Source organism: Micrococcus cohnii (assembly GCF_014205175.1).
GTDB lineage: Bacteria > Actinomycetota > Actinomycetes > Actinomycetales > Micrococcaceae > Micrococcus > Micrococcus cohnii.
The window spans coordinates 596223-615972 of sequence record NZ_JACHNA010000001.1 but is presented as its reverse complement, the minus strand read 5'-3'; the positions used below and the strand labels follow the sequence as shown (position 1 = coordinate 615972).

22 protein-coding genes are annotated in these 19750 nt (G+C 71.4%); 6 read left to right on the top strand and 16 right to left on the bottom strand.

The genetic code is table 11. The features are described from left to right. Positions 1-2: 2 nt before the first annotated feature. Positions 3-434 carry a DUF3052 domain-containing protein gene (locus HDA30_RS02880; protein WP_184241058.1) on the bottom strand — a complete coding sequence of 144 codons (432 nt, stop codon included), beginning with the start codon at positions 432-434 and terminating at the stop codon, positions 3-5. A 263-nt stretch (positions 435-697) separates the two neighbouring features. Here HDA30_RS02880 and aceE point away from each other — a divergent pair, with 263 nt between their 5' ends. The 6 genes from aceE to HDA30_RS02850 all read left to right on the top strand — a co-directional run bounded on the left by aceE (position 698) and on the right by HDA30_RS02850 (position 8722). Further along, positions 698-3448: a pyruvate dehydrogenase (acetyl-transferring), homodimeric type gene (aceE, locus tag HDA30_RS02875; protein WP_184241057.1), complete on the top strand. Its 2751-nt coding sequence runs from the start codon at positions 698-700 to the stop codon at positions 3446-3448. A gap of 120 nt (positions 3449-3568) precedes the next feature. Beyond that, a complete protein-coding gene (locus tag HDA30_RS02870) occupies positions 3569-4822 on the top strand; it encodes a PucR family transcriptional regulator (RefSeq protein WP_158495741.1) in 1254 nt (417 codons plus the stop codon). 79 nt (positions 4823-4901) lie between these two features. Beyond that, complete coding sequence (locus tag HDA30_RS02865) at positions 4902-5825, top strand: ACP S-malonyltransferase (RefSeq protein WP_184241056.1); 924 nt, start codon at positions 4902-4904, stop codon at positions 5823-5825. An 81-nt stretch (positions 5826-5906) separates the two neighbouring features. After that, the gene (locus tag HDA30_RS02860) at positions 5907-6959 is read left to right on the top strand and encodes a beta-ketoacyl-ACP synthase III (protein ID WP_184241055.1); all 1053 of its coding nucleotides are present in this window, start codon (positions 5907-5909) and stop codon (positions 6957-6959) included. An 80-nt stretch (positions 6960-7039) separates the two neighbouring features. Next, positions 7040-7285: an acyl carrier protein gene (locus tag HDA30_RS02855; protein WP_158495738.1), complete on the top strand. Its 246-nt coding sequence runs from the start codon at positions 7040-7042 to the stop codon at positions 7283-7285. A gap of 189 nt (positions 7286-7474) precedes the next feature. Next, complete coding sequence (locus HDA30_RS02850) at positions 7475-8722, top strand: beta-ketoacyl-[acyl-carrier-protein] synthase family protein (protein WP_158495737.1); 1248 nt, start codon at positions 7475-7477, stop codon at positions 8720-8722. Positions 8723-8776: 54 nt separating this feature from the next. Here HDA30_RS02850 and HDA30_RS02845 read toward each other — a convergent pair whose 3' ends face one another. The 15 genes from HDA30_RS02845 to rpsP all read right to left on the bottom strand — a co-directional run bounded on the left by HDA30_RS02845 (position 8777) and on the right by rpsP (position 19582). Continuing rightward, positions 8777-9106, bottom strand: a complete 330-nt coding sequence (locus HDA30_RS02845; RefSeq protein WP_184241054.1) for an RNHCP domain-containing protein — start codon at positions 9104-9106, stop codon at positions 8777-8779. 13 nt (positions 9107-9119) lie between these two features. Beyond that, positions 9120-9629, bottom strand: a complete 510-nt coding sequence (locus tag HDA30_RS02840; RefSeq protein WP_184241053.1) for a DUF3145 family protein — start codon at positions 9627-9629, stop codon at positions 9120-9122. Between the two features lie 107 nt (positions 9630-9736). After that, the gene (locus HDA30_RS02835) at positions 9737-10732 is read right to left on the bottom strand and encodes a tyrosine-type recombinase/integrase (protein ID WP_184241052.1); all 996 of its coding nucleotides are present in this window, start codon (positions 10730-10732) and stop codon (positions 9737-9739) included. 77 nt (positions 10733-10809) lie between these two features. Beyond that, positions 10810-12078, bottom strand: a complete 1269-nt coding sequence (dprA, locus tag HDA30_RS02830; protein ID WP_184241051.1) for a DNA-processing protein DprA — start codon at positions 12076-12078, stop codon at positions 10810-10812. Then, on the bottom strand, positions 12075-13649 hold the full coding sequence (locus HDA30_RS02825; protein WP_158495732.1) for a YifB family Mg chelatase-like AAA ATPase: 1575 nt from the start codon (positions 13647-13649) through the stop codon (positions 12075-12077). Before HDA30_RS02825 ends, dprA begins: the two co-directional genes overlap by 4 nt. Beyond that, on the bottom strand, positions 13646-14095 hold the full coding sequence (locus tag HDA30_RS02820; RefSeq protein WP_246418683.1) for a YraN family protein: 450 nt from the start codon (positions 14093-14095) through the stop codon (positions 13646-13648). The genes HDA30_RS02825 and HDA30_RS02820 overlap by 4 nt, the downstream gene beginning before the upstream one ends. 187 nt (positions 14096-14282) lie before the next feature. Continuing rightward, positions 14283-14630 carry a DUF2469 domain-containing protein gene (locus HDA30_RS02815; RefSeq protein WP_158495731.1) on the bottom strand — a complete coding sequence of 116 codons (348 nt, stop codon included), beginning with the start codon at positions 14628-14630 and terminating at the stop codon, positions 14283-14285. Further along, entirely contained in the window at positions 14627-15349 is a 723-nt protein-coding gene (locus HDA30_RS02810) for a ribonuclease HII (RefSeq protein WP_184241050.1), read from the bottom strand. The genes HDA30_RS02815 and HDA30_RS02810 overlap by 4 nt, the downstream gene beginning before the upstream one ends. After that, positions 15346-15996: a signal peptidase I gene (gene lepB / locus HDA30_RS02805; protein WP_343059284.1), complete on the bottom strand. Its 651-nt coding sequence runs from the start codon at positions 15994-15996 to the stop codon at positions 15346-15348. Before lepB (HDA30_RS02805) ends, HDA30_RS02810 begins: the two co-directional genes overlap by 4 nt. Continuing rightward, a complete protein-coding gene (lepB, locus tag HDA30_RS02800) occupies positions 15993-16748 on the bottom strand; it encodes a signal peptidase I (protein ID WP_184241049.1) in 756 nt (251 codons plus the stop codon). Before lepB (HDA30_RS02800) ends, lepB (HDA30_RS02805) begins: the two co-directional genes overlap by 4 nt. Positions 16749-16803: 55 nt before the next feature. After that, complete coding sequence (gene rplS, locus HDA30_RS02795) at positions 16804-17157, bottom strand: 50S ribosomal protein L19 (protein WP_158495728.1); 354 nt, start codon at positions 17155-17157, stop codon at positions 16804-16806. 276 nt (positions 17158-17433) lie between these two features. Then, complete coding sequence (gene trmD, locus HDA30_RS02790) at positions 17434-18138, bottom strand: tRNA (guanosine(37)-N1)-methyltransferase TrmD (RefSeq protein WP_184241048.1); 705 nt, start codon at positions 18136-18138, stop codon at positions 17434-17436. 3 nt (positions 18139-18141) lie between these two features. Continuing rightward, positions 18142-18729: a ribosome maturation factor RimM gene (rimM, locus tag HDA30_RS02785; RefSeq protein WP_158495726.1), complete on the bottom strand. Its 588-nt coding sequence runs from the start codon at positions 18727-18729 to the stop codon at positions 18142-18144. 170 nt (positions 18730-18899) lie between these two features. After that, the gene (locus HDA30_RS02780) at positions 18900-19136 is read right to left on the bottom strand and encodes an RNA-binding protein (protein ID WP_158496158.1); all 237 of its coding nucleotides are present in this window, start codon (positions 19134-19136) and stop codon (positions 18900-18902) included. 2 nt (positions 19137-19138) lie between these two features. After that, positions 19139-19582 (bottom strand): 30S ribosomal protein S16, encoded by a 444-nt coding sequence (gene rpsP, locus HDA30_RS02775; protein ID WP_158495725.1) that lies wholly within the window; start codon positions 19580-19582, stop codon positions 19139-19141. Positions 19583-19750 lie beyond the last annotated feature (168 nt).

The window sequence follows — 19750 nt, the reverse complement described above, 5'->3', positions numbered from 1 at the left end:
GCTCAGCCGCCACGCTTCTGCACGAGCCGCGTGGCGGCCCAGTGTTCGCTCACCCCGGCACCGGTGGTCACGTGCAGGCCCGCCACGGGGGCGGCCTCCTGCAGATCCGCCGGGGACACGTGACCCTCGCGCCCCTTGCGCGGGGTCAGTACCCACACCGGCCCCTCGTCCAGGCTGCGCTGCGCGTCCACGAGGGCGTCCGTCAGGTCGGTCACGTCTCCGTCGTCATGACGCCACCACAGGATCACGGCCTCGACGGGCTCGTGCTCCTCCTCCGCCTGCAACTGCGTGCCGAGCCCCGCCTCGAGGCGTTCCCGCATCGCATGGTCGACGTCCTCGTCGAAGCCGAACTCCTGGACGTATTCGCCCTCGGTGAGGCCGAGCTCAGAGAGCACGGCGCCCTGTGCGCCAGTCGCGGTGGACTCAGCGTCCATGTAGAAGAGACCTCCTCGGTCAGTTGGCGGGTCGGGGCGCGGTCCCCGTCGGCCCGCCCTTTCGGGTGACAGTTACCACTGTACGCACACCCGAGACCCCGTCGACGAGCCAGGCGGGGCCCGCCGCGGGTAGTGTGATCGCACGACCACCTCTTTGCATCAGGGGGCGTCGCGTCATGCCGCCACGTTTGGCGTGCGCGTGCGCGTCCCCCGGCTGAGAACGACGCGGGGGCCACCGCCTCCGCCTGAGACGAGGAGGCAGCATGAGCGCAGCCGAAGAGAGCTCCCGAATTCTGACCGGCCTGACGGCGAACCTGCCGGATAAGGACCCGGAGGAGACCGCCGAATGGATCGAGTCCTTCGACGGACTCGTCGACGAGCGCGGCACCGAGCGCGCGCAGTACATCATGCGCTCGCTGCTGCAGCGGGCCGGCATGAAGTCCGTCGGCGTGCCGATGGTGACCACGACCGACTACGTCAACACCATCCCCGCGGATCAGGAGCCCGAGTTCCCGGGCGACGAGGAGCTCGAGCGCCGCTACCGCAACTACCTGCGCTGGAACGCGGCCGTCATGGTGCAGCGCGCGCAGCGCGACGGCATCGGCGTCGGCGGCCACATCTCCTCCTACGCGGGCCAGGCAACGCTCTACGAGGTGGGCTACAACCACTTCTTCCGCGGACAGGACCACCCCGGCGGCGGCGACCAGGTCTTCTTCCAGGGCCATTCCTCCCCCGGAAACTACGCGCGCGCCTACCTCGAGGGCCGCCTGACCGAGGAAGATCTCGACGGCTTCCGCCAGGAGAAGTCCAAGGAGGGGCACGCCCTCCCGTCGTACCCCCACCCGCGCATGCTGCCGGACTTCTGGCAGTTCCCCACCGTCTCCATGGGCCTGGGCCCGATGAACGCGATCTTCCAGGCGCAGTTCAACCGCTACCTGCACAACCACGGCATCGCGGACACCTCGGACCAGCACGTGTGGGCCTTCCTCGGCGACGGCGAGATGGACGAGCCCGAGTCGCGCGGGCAGCTGCACATCGCGGCCAACGACAAGCTCGACAACCTGACCTTCGTGGTCAACTGCAACCTGCAGCGCCTCGACGGCCCGGTGCGCGGCAACGGCAAGATCGTGCAGGAGCTGGAGTCCTACTTCCGCGGCGCCGGCTGGAACGTCATCAAGGTCCTGTGGGGCCGCGAGTGGGACCCGCTGCTCGAGCAGGACGAGTCCGGCGAGCTCGTGCGCATCATGAACGAGACCCCCGACGGCGACTTCCAGACCTACAAGGCGGAGTCCGGCGGGTTCGTGCGCGAGCACTTCTTCGGTCAGTCCTCGACCACCAAGGAGATGGTGGCGGACATGTCCGACGACGAGATCTGGGGCCTCAAGCGCGGCGGCCACGACTACCGCAAGGTCTACGCCGCCTACAAGGCCGCGATGGAACACAAGGGCCAGCCCACCGTCATCCTGGCCCACACCATCAAGGGCTACGGACTCGGCAAGGCGTTCGAGGGCCGCAACGCGACCCACCAGATGAAGAAGCTGACCGCGGACGACCTCAAGATGTTCCGCGACCGTCACCGGATCCCGGTCTCCGACGAGGTCATCGACAAGGACCCGTACGACATCCCGTACTACCACCCGGGCATGGACGCGCCCGAAATCAGGTACATGATGCAGCGCCGCTCCGAGCTCGGCGGCCCTGTGCCGGCGCGTCGCTCGAAGCACCACCAGATCCCGGTGCCCCCGGAGTCCGCGTACAAGCAGGCCCGCAAGGGCTCGGGCAAGCAGCAGGCCGCCACCACCATGGCGTTCGTGCGCCTGCTCAAGGACCTGATGCGCGATAAGAACCTCGGTTCGCGCATCGTGCCGATCATCCCGGACGAGGCACGCACGTTCGGCATGGACGCGTTCTTCCCGACGGCGAAGATCTACAACCCGTCCGGCCAGAACTACCTCGCCGTGGACCGCGAGCTGTTCCTGTCCTACAACGAGTCGACCAAGGGCAAGCTGTACCACGTCGGCATCAACGAGGACGGCGCGACCGCCGCGTTCAACGCGATCGGCACGTCCTACTCGACGCACGGCGAGCCGATGGTGCCCGTCTACATCTTCTACTCGATGTTCGGCTTCCAGCGCACCGGCGACAACCTCTGGGCCGCCGGCGACCAGCTGGCACGCGGTTTCATCATCGGAGCCACCGCCGGCCGCACGACGCTGGCCGGCGAGGGCACCCAGCACATGGACGGCCACTCCCCCGTCCTGGCGGGCACCAACCCGGCGGTCAAGCACTACGACCCGGCGTTCTCCTACGAGATCGCGCACATCGTCCGCCAGGGCCTGCACGAGATGTACGGCGAACACGATCTGGGCGAGGACGCCCGCAACGTCATGTACTACCTGACGGTGTACAACGAGCCGATCGTCCACCCGGACGAGCCCGAGAACCTCGACGTGGAGGGTCTGCTCAAGGGGCTGTACCGCTACTCCGAGGGCACCGGCTCCGGCCCGAAGGCGCAGCTGATGGGCTCGGGCGTGTCCTTGCCGTGGGCCATCGAGGCGCAGCGGATCCTCGCCGAGGACTGGGACGTGAACGCCGACGTGTGGTCCGTGACCAGCTGGAACGAGCTCTACCGGGACGCGGCTGCCGCGGAGAAGGACGCGCTGCGCGATCCGTCGGCCGAGGCGCGCGTGCCCTACGTGACGCAGAAGCTCGCCGACGCCGAGGGCCCGATCGTGGCGAGCACGGACTACACGACGTCGCTGGCCAACCAGATTCGTCCGTACATCCCGAACGACTTCTCGGCGCTGGGCGCCGACGAGTTCGGCTTCGCGGACACCCGTCAGGCCGCGCGCCGCTACTTCCTGATCGACGCGCACTCGATGGTGGTGCGCACCCTGCAGCTGCTCGAGAAGCAGGCAGCGGTCGAGAAGGGCACCGCCGCCACGGCTCACCAGAAGTACACGCTGGACGACGTCAACGCCGGCACGACCGGCACCGCCGGCGGCGACGCCTGACGCCGCCTCGACGTCCCCGGGCCGGCCACGCTTCCGCAGTCGCGGACGCGTGGTCGGCCCGGCCTCGTTGTGGGCCCAGCCCGGCTCACGATCCGAGGCCCCGTCGTTAAGATCCACCACATGCCCGATTCACGCACGGTCACCGCGCCGCGATCGATCTCGGCCGAGTCTCTCGCGCGGCTGCGCGCCCACCTGGGCCAACTCAACACCGCCACACTGCAGCGGCTGGACGCGACCCTGCCCTGGTACCGACAGCTCACCCCGGACGAACGCAGCGCGCTGGGCCTGGTCGCGCAGCGCGGCCTGGCCGGATTCGTCGACTGGTTCGAACAGCACAGCCTCAGCACCGGTCACTTCCTCACGGAGGTGTTCGGGCAGGCGCCCACCGAGCTCACCCGCTCGATCAACCTGCAGCGGGCCCTCCAGTTGATCCGGACCGTCGTCGATGTCGTGGAGTCCTCGGTGCCGGAGATCGTCCAGGAACGCGACCAGGCGGCCGTGCGCGAGTCCGTGCTGCGCTACTCGCGTGAGATCGCCTTCGCCCTCGCCGACGTCTACGCACGGGCAGCCGAGACCCGCGGTGCCTGGGACTCTCGCCTGGAGGCGGTCTTGCTCGGTGCCGTCCTGCGCGGGCAGGACCCGGACGAAATCCGGCACCGCGCCACCGCGATCGGCTGGAACAGCGGCACCGGCGTCATGGTGATGGCCGGCGCGGCCCCCGGAACGGACAAGCCGGCCTTCGTCCCCGGTCTGCGTCGAGCCGCCGCCCGACAGCGCTGCGACGTCCTGGTGGGCGTGCAGGCCGAACGCCTCGTGCTGGTGATCGGCTCGGTCGAGGAGGCGGGGACGACCGCTGCGGCCCTGACGCCGTGGTTCGGCGACGGGCCGGTGACCGTCGGTCCGGTGGTCGATTCCCTGCACGAGGCACACGTGTCCGCGCGACATGCGTTCGCGGCCCTGGCCGCGGCTCCGGCCCACCCGCGGGCCCCGCGCCCCACGCCGACGCACGAGGTGTTACCCGAGCGCGCCCTGATGGGCGATCCGACCGCCCGCCAGAGCCTGGTGCACGGCGTGTACGAGCCCCTCGTCGACGCCGGCCCGGCGCTGTTGGAGACCGTCGACACCTACGGTGCGCTCGGCCATTCCCTCGAGGCCACCGCCCGCGCTTTGTTCATTCACACCAATACCGTGCGTTATCGGCTGCGCCGGGTCAGTGAGCTGACCGGCTGGGACCCGCTCGTCCCGCGCGATGCCTACGTGCTGCGCACCGCGATCACCGTGGGCCGCCTGGCCGATTCCGGCTCCCATGACGTGGGCCCGGATCTGATCCCGGACCGGCATCCGTGGTCGGACCCAGCCCACACGGACTTGTAGGAACCCTCCAAACAACGCCCCCAGGGTTCTCGAACCCCCTACGCCCCCGCGACCCCTGGTTGCTGACACCATGGAGCCCATGCTTGCCATCGTGTGCCCCGGACAGGGATCCCAGACTCCCGGCTTCCTCACTCCGTGGACGGAGAGCCCCGGCGCGGCCGAGCTGCTCGCCTCGCTCTCCGAGACCACCGGGCTCGACCTCGCCACCCTCGGCACCGAGGCCGATGAGGAGACGATCAAGGACACAGCCCATGCCCAGCCGCTGATCGTGGCGGCCGGTGTGCTCAGCGCCAGCGCCCTGTCCCTGCCGGATGTGAACCCGGACCGCGTCATCGTGGCGGGACACTCGGTCGGCGAGATCACCGCCGCGCACATCGCGGGCGTGCTCTCGGCCGAGGACGCCGGGTCCCTCGTGCGGGTGCGCGCCACCGAGATGGCGACCGCCGCGGCGGCCGAGCCGACCGGGATGGCCGCCGTGCTCGGCGGCGACCAGGACGAGGTAGTGGATGCCCTCACCACGTATGGACTGACCCCGGCCAACGTCAATGGGGCCGGCCAGATCGTCGCCGCCGGCACGGCGTCCGCGCTGCAGGCGCTCACGTCAGACCCGCCAGCCAAGGCCCGCGTCGTCCCGCTCAAGGTCGCCGGCGCGTTCCACACCGAGCACATGGCTCCCGCCGTGCCCGCCGTCGCCGAGCACGTGGCCGGCCTCTCCCCCGCCGACCCGCGCCTCCCGCTGCTGTCCAACCGTGAGGGTGCCGTGGTCGACTCGGGCGCGGACGCGCTGAACCGGATCGTCGAGCAGGTGACCCGGCCCGTGCGCTGGGACGCCTGCATGAGAACCCTCGTCGAACGTGGGGTGACCGGCGTCCTCGAGCTGCTGCCCGGTGGCACGCTCACCGGCCTGGCCAAGCGCGGCATGAGGGGGACCGCTACCCTGGCAGTCAAGACCCCTGAGGACCTCGACGCCGCGGCCGCGTTCATCGCGGAGCACACCGCCTGACCGAGACGGAGCGTCGCTGAGCCGAGCTCGCCGCCGCTCCGCCTCGGACCCCCGTCCGTTCGCCAAGGAAGAAGTGCCAGCATGACCGTCTCCCTGAACCAGTCGGCCCCGGTCGCCGCCAGCCGCATCACGGCGATCGGCGCCTACCGCCCCGCCACCCTCGTGCCGAACGAGGACATCGTCGAACCGATCAACTCCTCCGACGAGTGGATCCGCCAACGCACCGGCATCGTCACCCGACAGCGCGCGACGAAAGACGAGACCGTGCTGTCCATGGCGGAGGCAGCCTCCCGACAGGCGCTGGAACGGGCCGGGCTTCAGGGTTCGGAGCTGGGCGCCGTGATCGTCGCCACGGTCACCTTCCCGCACGCGACGCCCTCGGCCGCCGCCGCCCTGACGGCCGCGCTGGGCGCGACCCCGGCGCCGGCCTTCGACATCTCCGCGGCCTGCGCGGGCTACTGCTACGGCGTCGCCCAGGCCGACGCGCTCGTGCGTTCCGGCGCCGTGGACAACGTGCTCGTCGTCGGCGTCGAGAAGCTCTCCGACGTGATCGACCCGACGGACCGCTCCATCTCCTTCCTGCTCGGCGACGGCGCGGGTGCGGTGATCGTGTCCGCAAGCGAGGAGCCCGGGATCTCCAAGAGCCAGTGGGGCTCGGAGGGAGAGCGTTGGGACGCGATCGCCATGACCCACTCGCAGCTCACGATGCGCGAGGCCGTCGAGAAGGCGATCGAGACCGGTGATGTCTCGTGCCTGACGGCCACCGAGGACCCGCTGTGGCCGACCCTGCGCCAGGACGGACCGTCGGTGTTCCGCTGGGCCGTGTGGTCCATGGCGAAGGTCGCCCGCCAGACGCTCGAGGAGGCCGGCGTGCGCCCGGAGGACCTGGCCGCGTTCATCCCCCACCAGGCGAACATGCGCATCGTGGACGAGTTCGCCAAGCAGCTGGGCCTTCCCGAGTCGGTCGCCATCGCCCGGGACATCGCTGAGGCCGGCAACACGTCCGCGGCCTCGATCCCGCTGGCGATGCACCGTCTGCTCGAGGAGCGCCCTGAGCTCAGCGGCGGCCTGGCCCTACAGATCGGCTTCGGTGCCGGCCTCGTCTACGGCGCGCAGGTCGTGCGCCTGCCCTGACGGGCCGCCATCTGATTCACTGTTTTCCGCAGTACCCACCAAGTTTTCCGTAGTACCCACCAACCAGAAGGAGACGCCCCATGGCTTCCAAGGAAGAGATCCTCGCCGGCCTCGCCGAGATCGTGAACGAGGAGACCGGTCTGGAGACCGACGAGGTCCAGCTCGACAAGTCGTTCACCGACGACCTGGACATCGACTCGATCTCGATGATGACCATCGTGGTCAACGCCGAGGAGAAGTTCGACGTGAAGATCCCGGACGAGGAGGTCAAGAACCTCAAGACCGTCCAGGATGCCGTGGACTACATCGAGAAGGCCCAGGCCTGATCGTCTCCTCCAGGCGCATGACCGGGCCGGGGCGCCGCTGAGCAGCGGTCGCCCCGGCCCGGTTCTGCACCGGGCCGGATTCGTCCCGGTGCGCTCGCCCGAGACGGCCGCGTGCTGCCCCTCCCCCGCGACGTGGCCGCGTTCCCCGCCTTCCGCTGACCGCGACAAGCTGACAAGGATTCCCCTGACATGACCCGTACCGCAGTGATCACCGGCCTCGGTGCCACGACGCCGATCGGTGGCGACGTCCCCACGTTCTGGACCAACGCCCTGGCCGGCGTCTCGGGCGCCGCGCCCCTCGAGCAGGACTGGGTCCAGGAGAACGACCTGCCCGTCACCTTCGCCGCGCAGCTGAGCGTGCCGACCTCTGAGGTCCTGAAGAAGGTCGAGCTCAAGCGCCAGGACCCGGCGATGCAGATGGCGACCGTCGCCGCGCGCGAGGCGTGGGCGGACGCGGGCTTCGGCGAGGACGCGGACATCGACCACGACCGTTTCGCGATCGCCTTCGGCACCGGCATCGGCGGTGTGTGGACGCTGTTGGACGGCTGGGACACTCTGCGCGAGCGTGGGCCCCGCCGGGTGATGCCCATGACCGTCCCGATGCTGATGCCCAATGGCGCGGCCGGCGCCCTGAGCCTGGAGTTCGGCGCCCGCGCCGGCGCGCACACGGTCGTCTCCGCGTGCGCTTCCGGCACGGAGTCCCTCAGCACCGCCCTGGCGCTGATCCGCTCGGGCACGGCTGACGTCGTCATGTGCGGCTCGACCGAGGCCGCGATCCACCCGCTGCCGATCGCCGCGTTCTCCGCGATGCAGGCGATGTCTCGCCGCAACGACGACCCGCAGGCCGCCTCGCGCCCGTACGACGTGGACCGCGACGGCTTCGTCCTCGGCGAGGGGGCCGGCGTGCTCATCGTCGAGTCCGAGGAGCACGCCGCTGCCCGGGGAGCCCGCGTCTACGCCGAGCTCTCGGGCACCGGGGTCACCTCCGACTCGCACCACATCACCGCCCCCGAGCCGGAGGGCCTGGGTGCCTCCCGTGCAATGCGCGCCGCCCTCGACGACGCTGGCCTCGAGCCCTCGGCGGTGTGCCATGTGAACGCGCACGCCACGTCGACCCCGGTGGGCGACAAGCCGGAGTACCACGCGATGCGCAGCGTGTTCGGCGACCACCTGGCGGACGTGCAGGTCTCGGCGACGAAGTCGCAGACCGGCCACCTGCTGGGCGCCTCGGGCGCGATCGAGTCCGTGCTCTCGGTGCTCGCCGCTCACCACGGCACGGCGCCGGTCACGATCAACCTGGACGAGCAGGACCCGGAGATCGACCTGAACGTCGTCACCGGCGAGCCCGGGGTCCTGCCCGAAGGCCAGCGGGTCGTCATGAAGAACTCGTTCGGCTTCGGCGGCCACAACGCCGTGGCCGTGTTCACCGGGCGCTGAGGCGGCCCCGCTCCGGCGGGCGAGGACACCCCCCTGGCAGCGGCCCCTGACGGGTCAGCCCCAGGGGGTGTTGCGCGCCTGCAGGGCGAGGATCAGGTCCCGGTCGTCGGGCACGCGGCAGTGCTCGGCGACCTTGTTCTTCTGGCGGTGCCCGCACCCCTGGCACTCGTGCACCAGCTGGAATCCCTTCTTGGGGTGGTAGTCCACGGCCACCGCGCGCATGATCCCGTGGCAGTGCGAGGCCCTGTCGCCGGGGCGCACGTCGACATGGACGGAGCTGAGGCAGTGGGGGCAGTGGTTGCGGTACGAGCCGTTGGTCAGGGCCGGGACGTGGCGACCGCAGGCGGCGCAGTCGAAGTCGGTGTTCTCGGTGGCGCGGGACATCGGCGCTGCTCTTTCAGCCGGCCGTGCCGAGCCAGCGGACGGCAGCCCCGTCGGCTGCCTGACGGAAGGGCTCGAGCTCGTCGTCCCAGGCCTCGCCGAGGGCGAGGGAGAGCTCGTGGAGCACGGCGCTGAGGTCGCCGCGGCCCTGCTCATAGGCATAGCGGATGCGCTCTTCCCCCACGACGATGTTGCCGGCGACGTCGGTCATGGCGTGGAAGATGCCCAGCTCGGGAGTGCCGGACCAGCGGGAGCCGTCAATGCCGGGGGCCGGACGTTCGGTGACCTCGAAGCGCAGGGGTCCGCAGTCGCGCAGGGCGGAGGCCAGCATGGCACCCGTGCCGGGGCGGCCGTGCCAGGGCAGTTCGGCGCGATAGCTGCCGCGTGCGGCAGGCTGGGGCGTCCAGTCGAGGTCGGCCGTCGCGCCCTCACCCAGCAGTGGGGCCAGGGCCCATTCCACGTGGGGGCACAGGGCGGCGGGGGCCGAGTGGATCTGCACCGTACCGCCGGTGACGACGTGGGACACGGTTCCTCCAGATCAGATGCCGGGACGGCGCGCGAGGCCGCGCAGACGCCCCCCTCATTGTGCCCGAGGGCCGTCGGCCCGGCAACGCGGACGGCGTGCAGTCGGGCTCACGCGCGCGGATGCGCCTGACGGTAGCCCTCGCGCAGCCGATCGATCGAGACGTGGGTGTACACCTGCGTGGTGCGCAACGAGGAGTGGCCCAGGACCTCCTGCACGCTGCGCAGGTCGGCGCCGCCGTCAAGCAGGTGGGTGGCGGCGGTGTGGCGCAGGGCGTGCGGTCCGCGGGCGGAGGTGTCGCCAAGCCCGGCGAGCGCCCGGTCGACGCGCTCACGCATCTGCCGGACTCCCATGCGGCCGCCGCGGGCCCCCAGGAACATCGCGGCCTGAGTCGGGCCGCGGGCACCGTCTGTGTGGGCGCTGCCCTCATGGGCGCGGGCGAGGACGGGGCGGCCCAGGCGCAGCCATACCTGCAGGGCGTGCGCGGCGGGGACGCCGAGCGGGACGGTGCGTTCCCGGTCGCCTTTGCCCAGCACACGGACCACGCGGCGCTCGGCGTCGAGGTCGTCCACGTCGAGCCCGCTGGCCTCGGAGACGCGGATGCCGGTCGCGTAGAGCAGCTCGAACAGCGCGGCGTCACGGAGCGCGAGCGCGTGCTGGCGCGGGTCGTCGACGGTGTCCTCGACCCGGTGCCGGGCGGTCTGGAACAGACGCTCCATCTGCCCTGGTTGAAGCACGGCGGGCAGTGCGGGCTTCGGCGCGGGCGCGGACAGGCGCAGGGACGGGTCGTCCTCGCGCAGGCCCTGCCGCCGGGCCCAGCCGAAGTACCCGCGGGCCGCGCTCAAACGCCGGGTCAGTGTGCCGCGGGCCAGGCCGGATGCGGCCATGGCGGCCAGCCAGCCGCGCAGGTCCTCGAGGTCGGCCATGTCCAGGGCGGCGGCGTCGCAGTTCGTCCCGGAGGCTGGGCCGGCCAAGTGGTCCGCCAGATGCCGCAGGTCCGCCGCGTAGCTGCGCCACGTGTGCTCGCTGCTGTGTCGTTCGTGGCGCAGGTGCTCGACGAATGCCTCGATCCGGGCGGCATCGGCGGGGTGGGACGGCTCGGGCATGCTCCCACTGTGCCACGCTCGCTCGACGCTCCGAGCACACGACGGGCACCGGGACGCACTGAATCGAGTCCGCACCCTCATGAGGGCCGCACTGCGCGCCACCGCTGGTCGCTCTGCTCGGCCAGGCCGCGGCGGGCCAGGCGCTGCAGTCCCGTCAGCAGCTGCGGCACGGGCAGGCCCGCAGCCGTCGAGAGCTCGTCCACGCACCGGTGGGTGCGCGGGGCCAGGGCTTCGTAGACGCGTGACTCGAGTTCGTCGAGCTCATCGAGCACATCCACCGCGGCCCGGTCCCGAGCCCGCCGGCCGTCCGGGACCATCAGAGCGAGCCCGGGCTCGCCCTGCACTGGTCGGCCTCCCGGCACGAGGTCGAGGACCGATTCGGTGTCCATGACCAGGCGTGCCGGTGTCTCCAGCAGAAGGCGGTGGCAACCGGCCGAGGAGGGCGAGGTGATCGGCCCCGGCACGACCCCGACCTCGCGGCCGATCCGCAGGGCATGATGCGCGGTGTTCTGGGCTCCCGAGCGCCACCGAGCTTCCAGGACCACCACCGCCCCCGCTAGGGCCGCGATGAGGCGATTGCGGTGCAGGAACCGGTGACGGGTGGGGCTGGCCCCCGGGGGCATCTCCGAGAGCAGCAGGCCCGTGGCGGCGATCTGGCCGAGCATCTGCCGATGACCGGACGGGTAGAACCGGTCCAGGCCGCCGGCCAACACCGCGAGCGTCGTGGGACGCCCGACGCCGCGTTCGAGGGCGGTGCGGTGTGCGATCCCGTCAATCCCGTATGCCCCGCCGGAGACGATGCTCAGGCCCGCCTGGGCGGCTTGCCCGATGAGGCGCTCCGTAACCAGGCGTCCGTAAGAGGTCGCCTCGCGGCTGCCCACCGCGGCGAGCGTGTCGCCGACCTCGGGCGGCGGGACCTCGCCCCGGTACCAGAGTCCGAACGGTCTTTCGATGCCTAGGTCGTCGAGCTGGCGGGGCCATGCGTCGTCCTCGGGGATCAGCAGGCCCCCGCCCATCCGATGCATCGCGATCAGGTCTGCGGCCGGGTCAAGCTGGGCCGCCCGGGTCTGCCACCGTCGGCGTCCGGCGGCGAAGCGACGCGTCCAGGTCTCATCCGATCCCGCCTCGGCGGCCGCGCGCTGGTGCTCGTCGCCGGTGAGGCAGTCTTGCCCCGTCATCACCGCGAGGGCCCGGCATGGACCCACAGCACCGACGAGCACAGCCGCTGTGTGGTCCCCGGGCTCGACGAGCCGCGACAGCGCCGCACGCGCCAGGCGGACCTCGTCCCGGGGTCGCTGAGCCGGGCCACCGGGGCGCCCGAGGTTCGCAGGCGATGCCCCGCTCATGCGTTCTCCTCCGCGTTCTGCCGCAGATGCAGGGCGACGTCGACGTCGTCACGCGAGGGACAGTCCGCGCCGCGAAGATCGGCGACGCTCCAGGCCACGCGCAGCACCCGCGTGTGGCCGCGTCCGCTGAGCAGGCCGGTGTCCACGGCCGCATCCAGGGGCGCCCGGGTGCTCGGTGCGAGGGCGAACCGGCCATGACGCAGCACGGAGGCGGGAACACGGGCATTGCTCAGCGCCGCACCCGCTGTGTCACCGGCCTGCCTCCAGCGGTGCCGCTGTGCTCGCGCCGCGTTCGCCACGCGCCGGGCGATCCGCGCGCTCGGCTCGCCGGTACGCCCCGCCGAGAGCTCGGCACCGGTCAGAGGCTGGACGCTGACCTGCATGTCCACCCGGTCGAGCAGCGGCCCGGACAGCCGTTCCCGGTACCGCCGGCGCTGGGCCACCGAGCACTCGCACGAGGTGGCGGCCCCGTCTCCGTGTCCGCACGGGCAGGGGTTGGCCGCCAGCACGAGCTGGAAGCGCGCCGGGTACTCGACGGTGGCCAGGGCGCGGTGCAGCTGCACACGTCCGGACTCGAGGGGCTGGCGCAGCGCTTCCAGCGCGGAGCGGGAGAACTCCGGCGCCTCGTCCAAGAACAGGACCCCGCCGTGGGCGAGGGAGGCCGCCCCCGGACGGGCCAGGCCCGCTCCGCCGCCGACCAGTGCGGCGGTCGAGGCCGAGTGGTGGGGCGCCTCGAACGGTGGCCGCGTGTCCAGGCCGCTCGGACTGGGTGCGTCGCCGCGCAGCGAGCGCAGCGCGGTGACTTGCAGCGCCGTCCGATCATCGAGCGGCGGCAGGATGCCGGGCATCCGTTCGGCCAGCATGGTCTTGCCCGCCCCGGGGCGTCCACGCAGCAGCACGTGGTGACCACCCGCCGCGGCCACTTCGAGGGCATAGCGGGCCTCGAGCTGTCCGCACACCTCGGCCAGGTCTCCGACGTTCGACGCACCCTCCTCACGCCCGTCCCGTGTCGCCGGCTCGACGGCCTGGCCGTGCGAGGCCACTCCCGGCACCGGATCGGGCCGACCTCCAAAAGCGCGCACCACGTGGTGAAGGTGCCCGTAGCCGCGCACTCGTGCGCCCGGGACCAGCGCCGCCTGGCCCACCGCATCGGCGGCAACGACCAGGTCGCGGTGTCCGGCCTCGACGGCGGCCATGGCCAGCGCGACGGTGTCCGCAGCACCGTGCAGCGAACCGTCCAGGCCCAGCTCCGCCAGGAACACCGGACCGTGCGCCCCGCGCACCGCGCCGTCGGCGGCATAGGCGGCCATGACGATGGCAAGGTCATGGCAGGAGCCCCGCTTGTGCACGCCGGCGGGAAGCAGGTTCACCGTCAGGTGTCTGCGCGTCAGCGGCAGGCCCGCGTTCCGTGCGGCCGACCTGATTCGATCGCGGCTCTCCTGCAGGGACTGATCGGGCAGTCCCAGCAGAGTGAATCCGGGCAGTGACTGGGCGATGTCCGCCTCCACTTCGACAACGCTCCCCCGCAGCCCGGCCAGGGTGATGGAGCGGGTGCGTCCGATCCCGCTCATGGGCGCACGTCCTGCACGAGATCGACACGCACGCCACCGCCGGGCGGGACCAACACCGCCACCGCATCCACCCGCCACCGATCGGTACGCTCGGTCAGCGGGCTCTCGTTCCACCACTGCCGGGTGAGCCGATGCAGCCGACGCAGCTTGCGCGGTGTGATCGCCTCCAAGGGGTCCCCATAGCCGAGTCCAGAGCGGGTCTTCACCTCGACGCCCACCCACCAGCCACCGTGCTCGGCGACCAGGTCCAGCTCGCCGTCGACACCGCGCCAGTTGCGGGCCACGACGCGGTACCCCTGCCCCGCGAGCCACCGGGCGGCGGTCTCTTCGCCGAATCTGCCCAGCGCCGTGCGCCTGGCACCGGCTTGCGTCCTTCCCGCCGTCGTACGCGCACTCGCACCGAGCGTGGCCGGCTCCATCGTGTCCTGTGTGCTCGTCCTCGTCATCGCTGCACCTCCTGCCCCCACGGTGGATCAGCGGCGGCGACGACGACCGGCACGGGCACAGCGTCCGGGGCGAGCCGGTGGACCTGCGCGGTGACGGGGATGCCTGTGCAGGAGCGGGCGCCGTCGTGGCGACGGTCGTCCGCCTGTGGCAGGTCCCCTGCCGTCCTGGCCCAGGTGGCCGAATCGCTCAGGTGCGGCCGGGGCCCTGCTCCGTGGTCCCGGGCTCCTCGGTCGGCACGGACAGCTCGGGGGCGACTGGCAGCTCTTCGATGTTGACGTCCTTGAACGTCAGCACGCGCACGCGCTTGATGAAGCGGGCGTGCCGATAGACGTCCCACACCCACGCGTCCTCGAGGGTCAGCTCGAAGTACACGTCCGCGCCGGACTGCCGCGGCGTGAGCGTCACGTCGTTGGCCAGATAGAACCGCCGCTCGGTCTCCACGACGTAGCGGAACAGTGAGACGACGTCCCGGTACTCGCGGTAGAGCTGCAGCTCGGACTCGGCCTCGTAGTCCTCGATGTCGTCCTGGCTCATGCTTCTCCTGCTCCGCGTGTCACGTCCATGGCGAACAGGGCGGCCGGTCCCGTGCCGGGCACGCCCAGGTTCCAGCTCAGCCGATGGTACGGGCTCGTCCCGTGCTCCAGCAGCGCGGCCCGGTGCACCGCCGCGCCATACCCCTTGTTCTGGGCCCAGCCGTACTGCGGGTGCTCGGCGTCGAGGGCGATCATCAGGTCGTCGCGGTGCACCTTCGCGCAGATCGCAGCGGCGGCGACGGTCGCTGAGAGGTCCTCGGCCTTGACCTGCATGCTCGGGCGCGGCACCCCCGCCCCGTGACGGGTCAGCCAGTCGTCCCGGCCGTCGAGGATCAGCGCGTGGGGCACCGTGCCGGCCGCCTGCCTCAGCTGCTCCCACGCCCGCTTCCCTGCCAGCGCCAGGGCCCCGGTGATGCCGAGCTCATCGACTTCTCCCGCCCGTGCCTCACCGATCCCGACGCCGGCGGCCCACGCCCGGATCTCAGGCACGAGCGCACGGCGGCGCCGGTCCGTCAGCGCCTTGGAGTCCCGCAGCACCGGCTGCCTGACGGCGCCCGCCCCGGCATCGGTGTCGTCGCCGATCCACACGGCGGCCGCGCCCACGACGACCGGCCCGGCCAGCGCACCACGGCCGACCTCGTCCATGCCCGCCACCAGGTGCGGCCCGGGCCCGTCCAGGCGGACGGCCAGGTCGTTCTCCAGGTGCAGGTCCGCGCTCATTGCGCCCGCTCCGTCTCGGTGCCCGTCCCGTCGCCGTCCACGAGCGCCCACCGGTCAATGGGCCACACCCGCGCCTCGACCGGTCCCACGACGTCGTCGAGACTGATGAAACCGTCGCCGGGCCCGCCGCGATGATGACGGGAGTCCACCGAACGGGTGCGGTGGTCGCCGAGCACCCACAGCCGCCCCGGCGGCACCTGCACCTCGAACGCGCGGTCCGCTGCAGGAGCGTCCGCATGCAGATAGGGCTCGGACAGCGGAACGCCGTTGACGCGCAGCCACGGCTCGCCCGGCCGGTGGCTCACAGTGTCTCCCGGCAGGCCGACGACCCGTTTGGCGAGATGCTCGTCGCCCGTGGCGGGCGCCAGTCCCAGGAACCGCACGGCGTTCATCATGGCCGAACGCGGCGGCGGCGCGGGAAGCCACCCCTTCGTGTCCTCGAAGACGATGACGTCGCCGCGGCGCACCTCATCGGTGATCAGACTGACGGCCACGCGATCGCCGGCGCGCAGGGTCGGCTCCATGGACGCCGACGGGATCACGAAGGTGCGCACCACGCAGGCCTTGAGCACCAGCGCGGCCACGAGCACGGCCAGCATGACGAGTCCGACCGCACGCAGCCGCGGTCGTGCCGCTGCGGCGCTCACGGCATGTCCTCGCTGGCCGGGACCGACTGCCGCCGGGTCCACGGCCACGCGATCGACTCCACGCGACCGGTGACTTTCTCGACGGGGATGAGACCGCCGCCGGGCGCGCCGAGCAACGAGCGCGAGTCCACTGAGGCCTCCCGGTTGTCCCCCAGCACCACCATGCGGCCCGCGGGGACCTCGAAGGAGAACGGCGTGCGGCTGGCGGGATCGTCAGCGGTGATCGTGCGCCCCAGGTACGGCTCCTCGAGCGGCTGCCCGTCGACCGTGATCCGACCCTGATCGTCGCAGCACTCGACCCGGTCCCCCGCCAGCCCCACGACGCGTTTGACGTACACGTCCTGCCGCGCGCGGAAGCCCCAGAACGCGGCGACGTCCTCCAGGCCTCGTTCGAGGGACGTGCGGCCGGTGTACGGCGCCAGGCTGCCGGCCCCGTCGAAGACCACGACGTCGCCGCGGCGCAGGCCCTGCCCACCCTCGACCGAGCTGTCCACACGCACCCGGTCGCCGGGCCGCAGAGTCGGCTCCATCGAGGCCGAGGGCACCAGGAACACCGGCCCGAGCAGGGCCCGGAGCACCGCAGCGGCCACGACGGCGATCACGACCGTCAGCCCGAGCGCCCACAGCCACCATGCCGGGTCCCGAGGCTCCCGACCGTCCGTGGTGTCGATCGTCGGCGTGTGCGTGCCCGCCGCCCCCAACGCGACAGAGCCCCGTGACCGCTGCGGGTCACGGGGCTCTGTTCTCGTCATCACGACATCGCGTCCCGACACACGGAACGAACCTGACGGCCCGTCCCGCACGGGATCACTTCGCGTCGGCGCGCTTCTCGCGGATGCGGGCGGCCTTGCCGTGGCGGTCGCGCATGTAGTAGAGCTTCGCGCGGCGCACGTCGCCCTTGGTCACGACCTCGATCTTGTCGATGACCGGGGAGTGGACCGGGAACACGCGCTCCACGCCCACGCCGAAGGACACCTTGCGCACGCGGAAGGTCTCGCGCACGCCATGGCCCTGGCGGCCCATGACGAAGCCCTGGAACACCTGGATACGCGAGGTCTTGCCCTCGACGATGTTCACGTGGACCTTCACGGTGTCGCCCGGAGCGAACTCCGGGACGTCAGAGCGCAGCGAGGCAGAGTCGAAGGAATCAAGAATGTGCATGATCGCATTCTCCTACGCGGGCGCCACAGGTCCCCCACGTTGTCAGAGGCGGGCGGAGCGCACGCAGTCCCGAGGCAGGTGCGGCGCGGTGCCCGTCACGCGGTGTGACCGGGTCGACGGAGTGTCGTCCCCGGCGGTCTCACTGTCGACGCCGTCCCCCTGTGGCAGGACCGACGCCCAGCAGACGCAGGGACCCATTGTGCCACACCATGCCGGCCCGCGAGGCGAGGATCAGCGGCGACGATCGGCTCGACCCTCACCCACAGCTCAGACAGGTCAGTCCGAGAGCAGATCAGGACGACGTGCCCGCGTCCGCTCGAGTTGCTGCTCGCGCCGCCAGGACGCGATACGCCCGTGGTCGCCCGAGAGCAGGATCGGCGGCACTTCGTGGCCGCGCCACTGGGCGGGTTTGGTGTACACCGGGTACTCGAGCAGCCCGTCGGAGTGGGACTCCTCGACGAGCGAGTGGGGATTGCCGACCACTCCCGGCAGCAGGCGCCCGACCGCTTCGACCATGGCGAGGGCGGCGACCTCCCCGCCGTTGAGCACATAGTCGCCGAGGCTCACCAGACGCACGTCGAACCGCTCCGAGGCCCAGTCGAACACCCGCTCGTCGATGCCCTCGTACCGTCCGCACGCGATCACCAGGTGCTGCTGCTCGGCCAGCTGCGCCGCCGTCGCCTGTCGGAACACCTCACCGGAGGGCGTGGGCACCAGCAGCGTCGGCCGGTCGGCCACACCGCTCGCGGCCGCGTCATCGGCGATGGACTCGAGCGCCAGCGCCCACGGCTCGGGCTTCATCACCATGCCGGCGCCCCCGCCGTACGGGGTGTCGTCGACGGTGCGGTGCCGGTCGAAGGTGAACTCGCGCAGATCATGCACCCGCACGTCCAGCAGGCCGTCCTGGCGGGCCCGCCCGATCAGGGACAGCTCCAGTGCCGCCAGGTACTCCGGGAAGATCGAGACGACGTCGATGCGCACCGCTCAGCCCTCCCGTTCGCCGTCGGGACGCCCGGGCTCCTCGCCCGGATCCGGCGCGTTGACGGCCAACAGTCCCGGCGGCGGGGTGACCACGACGACCCCGGCCTCAACGTCGACCTCGGGCACGATCTGCTCGACGAACGGCACGAGCGCCGGCTCATCCTGTCCGTCGACGGCGACCTGCAGCAGGTCCTGGACCGTTCCCGTAAGCAGCCCGGTGACCACACCCACCCGACGCCCGTCCACGTGCACTTCGAGGTCGAGCAGGTCCTCCTCGTACCAGGAGTCATCGTCGTCACGGTCCTGCACCGAACCGAAGAGCTGGCTTCCACGCAGGGCCTCGGCCCCGTTGCGATCGGAGATCTCCTGGAATCCGAGCACGAGGATCTGCTTGTTCCAGCGGGCGCGGCTGACGGTCAGATGCGCCGGTGCGCCCGGGGACTGCGATCGCACCGCGACCACATTGCCGGGGGCGAAACGGGCGTCCGGCTCGTCGGTGAAGACCTGCACCGTCACCTCCCCGCGTATCCCGTGCGGCTTGCCGATACGGGCGAGGCGGACCTGATCCTCAGGATTGTCGGTGGAGTGCATGGCAGACCTCTCGAGATGACGGGACAGAGGGACGGTGCGGGCTGGTCGGAACGGTGCTCGGTCGTCCCGAGATGACGAAGGCCCGCCGTCGTCCCGTCCTCGACCGGGTCGAGAGGAACGGCGGCGGGCCGATGTCGAGACGCTCACGCGGCGTGCTCGCATGCCGAGGCTCAACGGCGGTCGGTGTCCACCACATCCATGCGGACGGGGTGGCCGGCCAGGCCGTCGAGCACCGCCCGCAGAGCGGACGCGGTGCGTCCCTGGCGGCCGATCACGCGGCCGAGGTCGGCCGGATCGACACGCACCTCGAGCTTCTCGCCCCGGGGCTGACGCCGCGTGTCCACGCGCACCGCCTCCGGCGTGTCGACGATGCCGCGCACCAGGTGCTCGAGGGCCTCGGCGAGCATGCTCACTCGGCCTTCTCGGCCTCGGACTCCTCGGCGGGGGCCTCAGCGGTCTCCGCCGACTCAGCCTCGGACGACTCGGCCTCAGCGGGCTCCTCCTTCGGCTTCTCCGGGAGCAGCACCGAGCCCTTCTCGGGGGCCACGAAGGCCTCCTTCTCGGCCTTCGTCTTGAGCGTGCCCTCGGTGCCGGCCTCGCCCTTGAACTTCTGCCAGTCGCCGGTGACCTTCAGCAGTGCGGCGACCTGCTCGGTCGGCTGGGCGCCGACGGAGAGCCAGTACTGGGCGCGCTCCGAGTTGATCTCGATGAACGAGGGCTCCTCGGTCGGGTGGTACTTGCCGATCTCCTCGATGGCACGGCCATCGCGGCGAGTGCGCGAGTCCATGACGACGACGCGGTAGTGCGGTGCACGGATCTTGCCCATGCGCTTCAGTCGAATCTTGACAGCCACGTTGGTGGTTACTCCTGTTTCTGGTCTGGGGTGCAACGATCAGGCTCGGGACGTGGGGGCATCCGGCACAACCTGGCTGCGGGACGGGACCGCGGGGAGGATAGAGGGTCGTCCGACGCGGTCCAGTGCCCTGCCATTATGCCAGAGATCGGTTCCGCGCACACGTCG

Coding starts and splice junctions, on each gene's coding strand:
- HDA30_RS02880 (WP_184241058.1), bottom strand. CDS start 434: ATGGACGCTGAGTCCACCGCGACTGGCGCACAGGGCGCCGTGCTCTCT.
- aceE (WP_184241057.1), top strand. CDS start 698: ATGAGCGCAGCCGAAGAGAGCTCCCGAATTCTGACCGGCCTGACGGCG.
- HDA30_RS02870 (WP_158495741.1), top strand. CDS start 3,569: ATGCCCGATTCACGCACGGTCACCGCGCCGCGATCGATCTCGGCCGAG.
- HDA30_RS02865 (WP_184241056.1), top strand. CDS start 4,902: ATGCTTGCCATCGTGTGCCCCGGACAGGGATCCCAGACTCCCGGCTTC.
- HDA30_RS02860 (WP_184241055.1), top strand. CDS start 5,907: ATGACCGTCTCCCTGAACCAGTCGGCCCCGGTCGCCGCCAGCCGCATC.
- HDA30_RS02855 (WP_158495738.1), top strand. CDS start 7,040: ATGGCTTCCAAGGAAGAGATCCTCGCCGGCCTCGCCGAGATCGTGAAC.
- HDA30_RS02850 (WP_158495737.1), top strand. CDS start 7,475: ATGACCCGTACCGCAGTGATCACCGGCCTCGGTGCCACGACGCCGATC.
- HDA30_RS02845 (WP_184241054.1), bottom strand. CDS start 9,106: ATGTCCCGCGCCACCGAGAACACCGACTTCGACTGCGCCGCCTGCGGT.
- HDA30_RS02835 (WP_184241052.1), bottom strand. CDS start 10,732: ATGCCCGAGCCGTCCCACCCCGCCGATGCCGCCCGGATCGAGGCATTC.
- dprA (WP_184241051.1), bottom strand. CDS start 12,078: ATGAGCGGGGCATCGCCTGCGAACCTCGGGCGCCCCGGTGGCCCGGCT.
- HDA30_RS02825 (WP_158495732.1), bottom strand. CDS start 13,649: ATGAGCGGGATCGGACGCACCCGCTCCATCACCCTGGCCGGGCTGCGG.
- HDA30_RS02820 (WP_246418683.1), bottom strand. CDS start 14,095: ATGACGAGGACGAGCACACAGGACACGATGGAGCCGGCCACGCTCGGT.
- HDA30_RS02815 (WP_158495731.1), bottom strand. CDS start 14,630: ATGAGCCAGGACGACATCGAGGACTACGAGGCCGAGTCCGAGCTGCAG.
- HDA30_RS02810 (WP_184241050.1), bottom strand. CDS start 15,349: ATGAGCGCGGACCTGCACCTGGAGAACGACCTGGCCGTCCGCCTGGAC.
- lepB (WP_184241049.1), bottom strand. CDS start 16,748: ATGACGAGAACAGAGCCCCGTGACCCGCAGCGGTCACGGGGCTCTGTC.
- rplS (WP_158495728.1), bottom strand. CDS start 17,157: ATGCACATTCTTGATTCCTTCGACTCTGCCTCGCTGCGCTCTGACGTC.
- rimM (WP_158495726.1), bottom strand. CDS start 18,729: ATGCACTCCACCGACAATCCTGAGGATCAGGTCCGCCTCGCCCGTATC.
- HDA30_RS02780 (WP_158496158.1), bottom strand. CDS start 19,136: ATGCTCGCCGAGGCCCTCGAGCACCTGGTGCGCGGCATCGTCGACACG.